The 10,477-nt window shown below is 54.1% G+C and carries 10 protein-coding genes; 9 read left to right on the top strand and 1 reads right to left on the bottom strand.

Annotated elements, in window-relative coordinates; genetic code table 11:
- The first annotated feature begins 117 nt into the window (after positions 1-117).
- The 3 genes from trmH to CX650_RS17760 all read left to right on the top strand — a co-directional run bounded on the left by trmH (position 118) and on the right by CX650_RS17760 (position 3,723).
- Positions 118-810 (top strand): tRNA (guanosine(18)-2'-O)-methyltransferase TrmH, encoded by a 693-nt coding sequence (gene trmH, locus CX650_RS17770; protein ID WP_101096598.1) that lies wholly within the window; start codon positions 118-120, stop codon positions 808-810.
- 159 nt (positions 811-969) lie between these two features.
- Complete coding sequence (locus CX650_RS17765) at positions 970-2,625, top strand: AMP-binding protein (protein ID WP_101096597.1); 1,656 nt, start codon at positions 970-972, stop codon at positions 2,623-2,625.
- Between the two features lie 168 nt (positions 2,626-2,793).
- Complete coding sequence (locus CX650_RS17760; protein ID WP_039034664.1) at positions 2,794-3,723, top strand: calcium/sodium antiporter; 930 nt, start codon at positions 2,794-2,796, stop codon at positions 3,721-3,723.
- Between the two features lie 149 nt (positions 3,724-3,872).
- Here CX650_RS17760 and CX650_RS17755 read toward each other — a convergent pair whose 3' ends face one another.
- Positions 3,873-4,394, bottom strand: coding sequence for a DUF3332 domain-containing protein (locus tag CX650_RS17755; RefSeq protein ID WP_101055337.1), 522 nt, complete (start codon positions 4,392-4,394; stop codon positions 3,873-3,875).
- A 594-nt stretch (positions 4,395-4,988) separates the two neighbouring features.
- Here CX650_RS17755 and CX650_RS17750 point away from each other — a divergent pair.
- The 6 genes from CX650_RS17750 to CX650_RS17725 all read left to right on the top strand — a co-directional run bounded on the left by CX650_RS17750 (position 4,989) and on the right by CX650_RS17725 (position 10,239).
- The gene (locus CX650_RS17750; protein WP_101096596.1) at positions 4,989-5,456 is read left to right on the top strand and encodes a hypothetical protein; all 468 of its coding nucleotides are present in this window, start codon (positions 4,989-4,991) and stop codon (positions 5,454-5,456) included.
- A gap of 46 nt (positions 5,457-5,502) precedes the next feature.
- Positions 5,503-5,871 (top strand): nuclear transport factor 2 family protein, encoded by a 369-nt coding sequence (locus tag CX650_RS17745; protein ID WP_101096595.1) that lies wholly within the window; start codon positions 5,503-5,505, stop codon positions 5,869-5,871.
- A 45-nt stretch (positions 5,872-5,916) separates the two neighbouring features.
- Positions 5,917-6,522 carry a ZZ-type zinc finger protein gene (locus CX650_RS17740; protein WP_101096594.1) on the top strand — a complete coding sequence of 202 codons (606 nt, stop codon included), beginning with the start codon at positions 5,917-5,919 and terminating at the stop codon, positions 6,520-6,522.
- A gap of 176 nt (positions 6,523-6,698) precedes the next feature.
- Entirely contained in the window at positions 6,699-6,938 is a 240-nt protein-coding gene (locus tag CX650_RS17735; RefSeq protein ID WP_101096593.1) for a YrhK family protein, read from the top strand.
- 170 nt (positions 6,939-7,108) lie between these two features.
- Entirely contained in the window at positions 7,109-9,184 is a 2,076-nt protein-coding gene (gene recG, locus CX650_RS17730) for an ATP-dependent DNA helicase RecG (protein WP_101096592.1), read from the top strand.
- A 188-nt stretch (positions 9,185-9,372) separates the two neighbouring features.
- Positions 9,373-10,239 (top strand): DUF3014 domain-containing protein, encoded by an 867-nt coding sequence (locus CX650_RS17725; protein ID WP_025010127.1) that lies wholly within the window; start codon positions 9,373-9,375, stop codon positions 10,237-10,239.
- The last annotated feature ends 238 nt before the right edge of the window (positions 10,240-10,477 follow it).

Raw genomic sequence — 10,477 nt, 5'->3', positions numbered from 1 at the left:
ACGTGCGTTAAAAATGAGTAAAAACAAGTATCCCATTAAGCCTAAGAAAAATGCCGTTCACACTAAGTGAACGGCATTAGCGCTACGGCGCCCTTTTTCATATAGGATCCCCCGCCAATGAGCCCCGAACGCTTCGCTCGCATCAACCAAATGCTGGACATGCGCCAGCCGGATCTGAGCCTGATCCTGGACAGAGTCCACAAGAGCAACAATATTTCCGCCGCGCTGCGCAGTGCCGATGCTGTGGGTATCCACGAAATCCATGCGGTCTGGCCCGATGCCGATATGCGCCTGTCCGGCAATACCGCCTCCGGTAGTCAACAGTGGGTCAAAACCATTAAACACTATGAATTTGCCTCGGCAGTCAAGGCCTGCAAGGCGCGCGGGATGCAGCTGGTCGCCACCCATTTCGGCCCCCAGGCCCGCGACTTTCGGGAGCTGGATTACCGCCGTCCCACCGCCTTTATTGTCGGTAATGAACGTGATGGTATCAGCGCCGAAGCCCTGGCCGCCGCCGACAAGCAGGTAGTGATCCCCATGGTCGGCATGGTGCAATCCCTCAATGTCTCGGTGGCATCGGCACTGCTATTGTATGAGGCGCAGCGTCAGCGGCAAGAGGCCGGCCTCTATGGCAATCGCAAGCTGGACAATGACTATTGCCAGACCATGTTGTTTGAGCAAGGCCATCCCATTTATGCCAAAGCCTGTCGGCGCAAAGGCATTCCCTACCCAGCCATAGACGCGCAGGGCCAGATAGTCGCCGCTGCCGACTGGTGGCAACGGATGCGTGAACCCGTCCCAGAACTGTGAAGCTTTTCAAACAACCGATTAAATATTGCACCAGATCACAATTATCGCCATACTGGTTTGGCCACTGCATAGCGAAACTAACAGATAATCAGATCGTTGCAGCCGCCGTGGGGGAAGCTGCAGCTACGCAGATAACAAGAACAGTAAAGGGGACACCCCATGGAAGCATCATTCAAGAGCCCGGTGGAAATGCTCGACCACTGGGTAGAGACTCAAGGCGATGAGATCTATCTCAGGCAGCCAATCAACGGCCAATATCAGGATCTGACCTGGCGTCAGGTACAGGCCAAGGTGCAACAACTCTGCGGCGGCCTGCGTCACTTGGGGCTGCAACCCGGCGACAAGATAGCCGTGCTGTCAAAAAACTGCGCCGAGTGGTTCATTACCGATCTGGCGCTGATGCATGGCGGCTATATCAGTGTGCCCATCTACCCCACGGCCAATGCCGATACCATACGCTACGTGCTGGAACACAGTGGCTGTAAGGCCATCATACTGGGTAAACTGGATCACTGGGCCGATCAGGAAGCCGGTGTCGGCGGTGATATTCTGCGCCTGGCGATGCCTTATGACACCATGCCGGCTCAATATCAATGGCAGCAACTGTTGAATCTCGGTACACCTCTGGTGGATGCCCCTTATCCCGAGGCCGAGCAGGTGATGACGCTGATCTACACCTCAGGTTCCACCGGCAAGCCCAAAGGCGCCATCCAAACCTTCGGCAGTTACGGCTGGACCTGTAATGCCGTAGTTCGCGATCTCAAGACAGATGGTAAAGACAGACTGCTGTCCTACCTGCCGCTGGCTCATATCACAGAGCGGGTGGCGATAGAGGGTTCCTCCTTCTATTCCGGCTCTTGCGTTGCCTTTGTCGAAAGCCTCGACAGTTTTGTAGCCGATGTGCAGCGAATGCGGCCAACCGTATTCTTCTCGGTACCTCGGCTGTGGACCCTGTTCCAAAAGAACATTATCGATAAAGTCGGCTACGCCAGGCTCAATCTGCTACTGAAGATCCCCCTCATCAGCCATCTGGTCAAACGCAAGATCCATAAGGGCCTGGGGCTGGATAAGTGTCGTTTGCTCGGTTCAGGTTCGGCGCCGATACCTCCGTCACTGGTGGAGTGGTATCACAACATAGGGTTGGATATCTGCGAAGCCTGGGGCATGACGGAAAACTGCGCCTACTCAATTATCAACTTCCCCTTCGATGCCAGTAAGATAGGCACTGTCGGCAAGCCGGTGATCGGCTGCGAAGTCAAGCAGGCGGCCAATGGCGAACTGCTGGTGAAGAGCCCGGGATTGATGCGTGAATACTACAAGGCGCCGGAAGCCACAGCCGCCGCCTTCGATGAAGAGGGCTTTTTCCTCACCGGCGATCTCTGCGCCATAGATGCCGACGGTTGCGTCAGCATCACAGGCCGGGTCAAGGATAACTTCAAGACCGCCAAGGGCAAGTATGTGGCGCCAGTGCCGATTGAACGTAAGATGGCGCAGGATCCCCATGTGGAGCTTATCTGTGTCATCGGCCTGGGACTACCCCACCCAGTGGCTTTGGTGCAACTCTCTGAAGGGGCGGCGTTGCAAGCCAGAGAAGAGGTACGCGCCTCGCTCAAGGCCACTGTGGATGCGGTCAACCCCAACCTGGAGTCCCATGAAACCGTAGAAGCTGTTTTGGTGGTCAAGGAGCCCTGGACCATAGAAAACGATGTGCTGACCCCAACGCTGAAAATCAAGCGCCATGTGTTGGAGAGCAGATACGCCAGCCGGATGGAAGGCATCCGCGGCGCCAAGGTCGTCTGGGAAGACGAAATCTAAAGCCCTTATCCTGATTTATCTGATTATCCCGGCTCCGGCCGGGATTTTTATGACATATTCTGTCAAAAAGGGGTTGCCTTCGAGGGGAAAAACCTTATGCTGGCAGCCCAAATACATTCATCGGTGCCGTTCTGTATGGCACCTTACTGACAGGAAAAGCGGTTTTCAATGTTGATTGCACTCTCTATTCTCGGCGGCTTCTTAATTTTGACTCTGGGAGCCGAAGCCTTGGTTCGCGGCGCCAGCGTCATCGCCCTGCGTCTGGGAATCGCCCCGCTGGTGATCGGCCTGACGATCGTCGCCTTCGGTACCAGTGCTCCCGAACTGGCAGTGAGCGTTAAGTCAGCACTGGCCGGTAGCCCGGGCATTGCCCTGGGTAACGTGGTGGGCTCCAATATCGCCAATATCGGTCTGATCCTGGCCCTGACCGCACTGATCCGCCCGATAGGCGTTCAGACACAGATGGTCAGACGCGACATTCCACTGATGATTGGTGCCTCTATTCTGATGTGGCTGCTGGTACTCGACGGTGAACTGAGCCTGATTGACGGCGCCGTGCTGACCAGCTTACTGGTAGGCTATCTGCTGCTCAGCTATTTCAGCAGCAAGGGCGAAGATACCGATGAACCTATTGAAGGCCCCAAGAACCCTCTACTGTCGCTGCTGTTTATCATCGCCGGTATCGGCATGTTGGTGGGCGGCGGCATACTGTTTGTCGATGGCGCAGTCGAGTTGGCCCGTACCTTCGGTATCAGCGAAGTAGTGATCGGCCTGACCATTATTGCCATAGGCACCAGCATGCCGGAATTGGTGACCTCGATTCTGGCCGCACTCAAGGGCCAGAGCGATATCGCCATAGGGAATGTGGTTGGCTCCAACCTGTTCAACCTGCTGGGGATCCTCGGGGTCACGGCCCTGGTGCACCCCATCAGCTCTGCCGGCTTCAGCAGCCTGGACTTCAGCGTGATGCTAACCCTGGCATTGTTGGTGTTGCCCTTTGCCTGGAGCGGATTTCGTATCGGTCGTCGCGAAGGCGCCATATTATTGCTAGGTTACTGCGGCTATATGGGCTATCTGGTTACCCACGCCAGCGCCTGAATCTGAGTACGCCACTGACAATTGAATGCTTCTGAAAAGCTTTGTTGCCAAGCCGCAGTAGCATAAAAAATCCCGGGTTTTGACACCAAAAATGAATAATCAAAACCCGGGATATCATCAAGTTAAGGGGCAAAGCAGCCCAAAAGCGCTCAGGAGCGAGCCGCTACATAACTTTCCATTTCAGCTATGCTGACACTGGCAATGAATTGCTGATCCAGATAAAAGTCCACCATCTCCCCCTGCTTGCGCCCCAGCATTACCTGCTCGGAGCCATCTTCATAGCTCAATGTCATCGCCAGGGTATTGTCATCTATGGCTGAGATGCTGGCACGGCTCAGTTTGACCGGGGCAGTGGTCAGATCCTTATCCAGTTTATGATTGATCTTGAAAACGGCATCGGCCGGCATATCCACCAAAGCCGGAGACTTGCCGGTAATAGGGTTCTTGCCTGTCCAAAACTCAATACTGTTGAAAATAAACAGATCGGCGGCGGCAGTAATACCATAGACAGGCGCCAGCAGCACGTACAAACCGGCGCGGCCGTAACGGTTATCCACCGCACTCAAATTGCCTTTGGTCAACATGCCTGAAAGCCCCATCTGCCCCATACAACCCGCCAGTTGCGAGCAGAGCAACAGAGTGACTCCCAGACCGACTTTACTCAACTTCATCAATATCTCCCCAAATAGAGTTTACGCATATGTTATTGGCGCGCGGATTCTACTCAGGTTAATCAATTTAACTATGCAGGGGCTCACAACTTGAGGTTAGTTTTTTGGAGAGTAAGTTACCCGGCTGTTAGATGTTTTTCACTGGGGAAAAATCAGTAAGGCACTGGTTGTAAAGGCGTTCAAACAAACACAACTCCCTTACCTTGTGCAGTGACCTGTATCCTGAGCTCCCGGGCCTCAGTCGCAGGGGTTTAGGAAACCAAGGCCGACTATCAATCGCTGTTGCCAAAACAGGCAAAAACCGGTTCCCTTCTGCGAATATCGGGAGTGAAGCGCTGTCCCATCCTAAAATGGGTTAGCTTTTTAGCGTCAACACGCCCGATAAATTTCACTGTTATATTTCCATTAATGCCGGTTCACTTGAATTTATTAAGCCAAAGTCGCTCGGTCCGAAAGCGTGGCATCTCGGGGTTCACCGCTGAGGCTAAAAGCTTTACCATGACTCGGCGACCAGCAAAGGCTTGTTATCCGAAGGCTGTTGTTTGGACGAGAAGAATCAGGGATCCGGTTAGTCTAAGTTAAGGAGAATAATCAATGCGTTGCAGACATTGCGGCTCAGACAGTATCAGACATTTCAAAGCCATTCATGCCGAAGGAACAACAGAAGTTTCAGTCCGCGCTTCGGCCAAACCCGTGTGGAACAACCAACCCTTCTCAGTGCATGGAAAACAAAAACTCAAGGGTAGCGCCCAACTGCAAACCGAACTGGCCAAGCGCTGCTCGCCGCCATCTGCCCCTCAGCCCTTGGTGCTATTTCTGGCGGCTTTCCCCGGACTACTCTTGGGCGGCTACCTAGGGTTTCAGGCAGGCAGCAACTGGAGCAGTTTTTGGCTGGGAGTGCTGTGCTTTTTTGTCTCCTGCTTTACTCTGATCCTGAGCGCCGATTGGCTGTGGAAGAACTACTTGGGAGGGCGAAAGTCGATGCAGCAATACCAGGCGGCGCTGAATCAATGGCAGAACTCCTGGTACTGTGGCAAGTGTGCCAAAGTCAGTATTTTTTAAACCTTCTTGCCTCTTTGCCGTCACTCATCAGGCCTTGGGAATAACCATGAATCACATCTCAGACATTCAGCAACTGGAAAGCCAACTGCGTAGCGCCATGTTGAATTCGGATATCAATTTGCTGGATAGACTGTTGTCGCCTCAACTGATATTCACCAATCACCTGGGGCAAGTGCTCGGCAAAGCAGAGGATCTGCATGCCCACAGCTTAGGCCTGCTCAATATCACTCGGATAGACACCCTGGCCGAAGAGATACGGCTGCATCAGGAGACTGCGATAGTATCGGCAGAGGTGAATATTCAGGGCAGCTATGCCAAAACGCCGACCAACGGCCGTTTTCGCTTTACCCGGGTTTGGCTGCACAGGACAAGCGGCTGGCAACTGATAGCGGCTCACTCGAACCTGCTGGCTTAAGCACTGGGTTTTACGACAAATTACTGATTTCATGGTGACCATTTTATGACCAAAAACCCACAGCAGGCCAGGCTCTGCCAATATCAGCAGCATATGCTGATGACAGAGCTCAAAGCCGAGCCGGGCAAATTGAAACTCATCTGGCGCAGCAGGCAAACGCAACTGAAATACGCGCTTTGGGGACTACTGGCGATGCTTGCCGGAATGCTGGGAGTACTGGTGTTGGACCCCGCCAGACAGGACACTTGGTTTACGGCTGCCATCATAGCCATAGTGCTGGGGCTCAGCGGCATCATCATGGGCCTGAACCTCTACCGCCTGCTCAAACCCGTTACCCTGGATCTGCAACAGGGCTGCTTCTTCCGAGGCAGAAAAAGCAAGCCGCTCAGTCAACTCTGCCGCATAGAGGTGCAACGCAATACCCATAACGAAAGATCCAGAAGTCACATGCTTGAACACCTGACTGACGAAGAGCTCATAAGTGTCAGCGTGGTACTCTGTTTTGCTGAGCGTGAGCGACTCGGTTTTGGCCTGTTCAAACCCCAAAAGCAGGCCACAGACAAGGCCAGAGCCTACGCACAAACACTCGCCGAACTGATAGGCTTTAACGGTGAAATAACCGTTAGCCAGGGTTCAGGCCTGGGCCGTTAAGTTACGCTACTCTTTTGCCAAGCCTGCCGAATCCAAGATGCAAGTTGTTAACTTAATCTTATGGTTATGTAGATATATTTATTCTCATTAAAACAAATAATTAGGGAATTAGATTTGCACTCGGAGGATGGCAGCGTTAAGGTATCGCGGCAAATCATAACTACCAAGAAGGAACCATGATCGACAGTAAGCAGCGATATTTTGCCAAGCAAGATATCAAAGCCCCAGCCCCCCCTCTTCCCAAACACGCCTTGTTCAATACCCTAAGCGACCTGATAGTCGCGTTCTGTTTTCTACTGGGCAGCTTCTTTTTTCTCACAGATGTTCACACTCTTATCGGCGCCTGGCTGTTTGTAATAGGCAGTGTTCAGCTACTGATAAAGCCCTTGGTCACCCTGCTCAACTGGTGGCGCTGACAGATTAATCTGCCACCAATATATCAGGGCTTTTGCCATACACTCCCCCCCTGGCAGAAGCCCTGCCGCCATTGCGCCACACTTTACCCAGCCGATAAAAGCAACGCATTGCCAAGGGCTATTTCTCTGATAGTATATGTATAAATTCACAGTAATCCGGTGCTAAAGGTTTGCAGAGACTGGATCTTATTGCTATCACCGAGCTCAAGGGCGTAGCCGCTAAAATGGCTGAGAAACTGCACAAGCTCGGAATCAACACGGTACAGGATCTGCTGTTCCACCTGCCGCTGCGCTACGAAGACAGAACCCGCATCTACCCCATAGCCAGCCTCACTCCCGGCAGCTACGGCACCATAGAAGCCGAAATTCAGTCCAGCCAGATCATCAATGGCCGCAAGCGCATGTTGATCTGCAATGTCCGTGATGACAGCGGCACCATGACCCTGAGGTTCTTCAATTTCTCTGCCGCCCAGCGCAATGCCATGCAACAAGGGCTGACCATTAGAGCCTACGGCGAAGTACGCCGTGGTAACCACCAGGCCGAGATCATTCATCCGGATTACAAGATACTCAAGGGCGACGAACCGCCCAACCTCGGTGAAACCCTGACGCCCATCTACCCCACCACTGAAGGGCTCAAGCAGGCCAGTTGGATGAAATTGACCGAGCAGGCTCTAAACCTACTGCAGGAGGACGGACTGCAGGAGTTACTGCCCGAGGCGCTGCGCCCCAATCAGCAAAGCCTGGCCCAGGCGGTGCGCACCCTGCATAGGCCCCCGGCGGATGTCGATATCTACCGTCTGGAACAGGGGCAACACCCGGCGCAGCAACGCCTGGTGCAGGAAGAACTGCTGGCGCATAACCTGTCTATGCTCAAGCTCAGAGAGCGCAGCAATCATGACAAAGCCGTGCCTTTGCCAGCCACCGGCACTTTGCTCAATCCCTTCCTCGCCGCCTTGCCCTTTAAACCTACGGGGGCGCAGCAGCGAGTGGTGGCAGATATCGGCCGCGATATTGAAAAACCGCAACCCATGATGCGCCTGGTTCAAGGCGATGTCGGCTCAGGCAAGACCCTGGTGGCAGCCATGGCCGCATTGCAGGCGATAGAAAACGGTTATCAGGTGGCCATGATGGCGCCCACTGAACTGTTGGCCGAGCAACATGCAATTAATTTCAGTCAATGGCTGGAGCCATTGGGGCTCAAAGTCGGCTGGCTGGCGGGCAAGCTCAAGGGCAAGGCCAGGGCCCAGTCGCTGGAGGATATCGCCTCCGGCAGTGCCCACATGGTGATAGGTACCCACGCCATCTTTCAAGAGCAGGTACAGTTTCACAAGCTGGCGTTGATCATCATAGATGAGCAACACAGATTCGGCGTACATCAGCGCCTGGGGCTGAGAGAGAAAGGCATCAGCCAGGGTTTTCATCCCCACCAGTTGATCATGACGGCGACCCCTATTCCCCGCACCCTGGCGATGACCGCCTATGCAGACCTTGACACCTCCATCATCGACGAGTTGCCACCGGGGCGTACCCCGGTCACCACAGTGGCCATCAGTGACAGTCGGCGTCAGGAGGTGATCGATAGGGTACGTCAGGCGGCGCTCAATGACGGTCGCCAAGCCTACTGGGTCTGCACCCTTATCGAGGAATCCGAAGTGCTCGAATGCCAGGCAGCCGAAGACACCTGCGAAGAACTGCGTGCCGCCCTGCCGGAGCTGAGCATAGGCCTGGTACATGGCCGTATGAAGAGCGCCGAAAAACAACAAGTCATGGACAGCTTCAAACGCGGCGACCTCAAGTTGTTGGTGGCCACCACTGTCATTGAAGTGGGGGTCGATGTGCCCAACGCCAGTCTGATGATCATCGAAAACCCGGAACGGCTCGGGCTGGCGCAGTTGCACCAGTTGCGCGGCCGGGTCGGTCGTGGCGCCGTGGCCAGCCACTGCGTCCTGCTGTACAAGGCGCCGTTGTCACACACGGCCACCAAACGGCTTGGAGTATTGCGCCAGAGCAACGACGGCTTTGTCATTGCCCAAAAAGATCTGGAGATCCGCGGCCCGGGTGAAGTACTGGGCACCCGCCAGACAGGTATAGCCGATATGAAGGTGGCCGATCTGGTACGGGATCAGGCGCTTATTCCTCACATCCAGAAACTGGCTCGCCACGTGATGAGCCAAGCACCGGAGAATGTCGATGCCATCATTCAGCGTTGGCTGGGCGACCGGCAGCAGTATGTTCAGGCCTAGTGCACTAAAAACGTCACAAAGTTGCCGAGAGTTCAGCCGGGGTTCAAGTCAATCACCACAGGATCTGCTCTACTGGCAATATTTCACAAATAAATCCTGCTGCCGGGCGGCCGAACGCTGGACAAGATGGCCAATATTTGCAGAATGGGAGAGGCGCTGCCTAACAGGTATCAATGAAAGGAAATCCAATGCAAGTCAATCAAGAAGATAGAATCGCACCGCAGGAAAAGTCCTCTGGCAACAGTGGCATTGCTATCATCCTATTGGTGTTGGTATTGCTGATTGCAGGAGGAGCCTACTACTATTTCAGCGGCGAACAAGAGCCGCAGCAAGCAGCAGAGCCCACCCAGGTTGAACTCCCCGAACCCGCTCCCAGCGAACCGCTGCAAACCCAAGTCCCGGTGCCTGAACCTGAAACCGTACCCGAGCCAGAACCTGAAGTGGTTCAGCCCGAAGTCGAGCCGGAACAACCTCTGCCTTCACTGGCCGAAAGTGATGAATATGTTCATGAAAAGGCCGTGGCAATGGCTGATGGCATGAAGATAGAGCCACTGCTGGTTGAACAAGATCTGGTACGCCAGTTCGTGGTGTTTGTCGATAATCTGGCCCAAGGCGAACTGGCCCGTAAAACCAGTCCGATGAAAGGCCCGAGCGACACCTTCACAGTATCTGAAATCTCCAACAAGACCTATCTGGATCCTGATAGTTATCACAGATACGACCTTTACGCCGACTTCCTCACCGGCCTCAACGACGAGCAGTTGCTCAACACCTATCGTCAGTTGTCGCCGCTGCTGGAGCAGGCCTTCGATGAGCTGGGTTACCCCAACCTCAAATTCGATGAGCGGATGCAACAAGCCATCAAGGTGCTGTTGGCAACCCCGGTGATAGAAGATCCTATCGAGCTGTACGCCATCAGCGTGAACTACAAGTTTGTCGATCCCAAACTGGAAGCCCTGCCCAACGCGCAGAAAATGCTGGTACGTATGGGTCCCGACAACACCCGTAAGATCAAGACGGTACTGCGGCGGCTGCAGAGCCAGCTGAGCAACTGAGCGGCATCTGAATCACCCGGCGCCCGCCGGGTGATTCCCTTGTTAGCGAAAAGTTGTAACTGATCTTTAGCTGTAACCTAAACCCCTTCTTAAAACCCGTACTTTCAGTGTAGAATATGGCCCTTTGTACCGGTGTTTCAGAGGGAACGGGCAATCGGTACGGCGGTCGCATTCCGACCCGACAGATTCACTCCCTCACGACCCGTAAGGGATAGCAACAAAGATCTGTGTCAGAGGC

It is taken from the genome of Shewanella indica, assembly GCF_002836975.1.
Classification (GTDB): domain Bacteria; phylum Pseudomonadota; class Gammaproteobacteria; order Enterobacterales; family Shewanellaceae; genus Shewanella; species Shewanella indica.
Note: the sequence above shows the minus strand (reverse complement) of the source record. Positions and strands in the feature narration are given on the sequence as shown.

What these genes read in the sequence shown, in the direction of transcription:
- trmH (WP_101096598.1), top strand. Translation starts at nt 118, where the DNA reads ATGAGCCCCGAACGCTTCGCTCGCATCAACCAAATGCTGGACATGCGC.
- CX650_RS17765 (WP_101096597.1), top strand. Translation starts at nt 970, where the DNA reads ATGGAAGCATCATTCAAGAGCCCGGTGGAAATGCTCGACCACTGGGTA.
- CX650_RS17760 (WP_039034664.1), top strand. Translation starts at nt 2,794, where the DNA reads ATGTTGATTGCACTCTCTATTCTCGGCGGCTTCTTAATTTTGACTCTG.
- CX650_RS17755 (WP_101055337.1), bottom strand. Translation starts at nt 4,394, where the DNA reads ATGAAGTTGAGTAAAGTCGGTCTGGGAGTCACTCTGTTGCTCTGCTCG.
- CX650_RS17750 (WP_101096596.1), top strand. Translation starts at nt 4,989, where the DNA reads ATGCGTTGCAGACATTGCGGCTCAGACAGTATCAGACATTTCAAAGCC.
- CX650_RS17745 (WP_101096595.1), top strand. Translation starts at nt 5,503, where the DNA reads ATGAATCACATCTCAGACATTCAGCAACTGGAAAGCCAACTGCGTAGC.
- CX650_RS17740 (WP_101096594.1), top strand. Translation starts at nt 5,917, where the DNA reads ATGACCAAAAACCCACAGCAGGCCAGGCTCTGCCAATATCAGCAGCAT.
- CX650_RS17735 (WP_101096593.1), top strand. Translation starts at nt 6,699, where the DNA reads ATGATCGACAGTAAGCAGCGATATTTTGCCAAGCAAGATATCAAAGCC.
- CX650_RS17725 (WP_025010127.1), top strand. Translation starts at nt 9,373, where the DNA reads ATGCAAGTCAATCAAGAAGATAGAATCGCACCGCAGGAAAAGTCCTCT.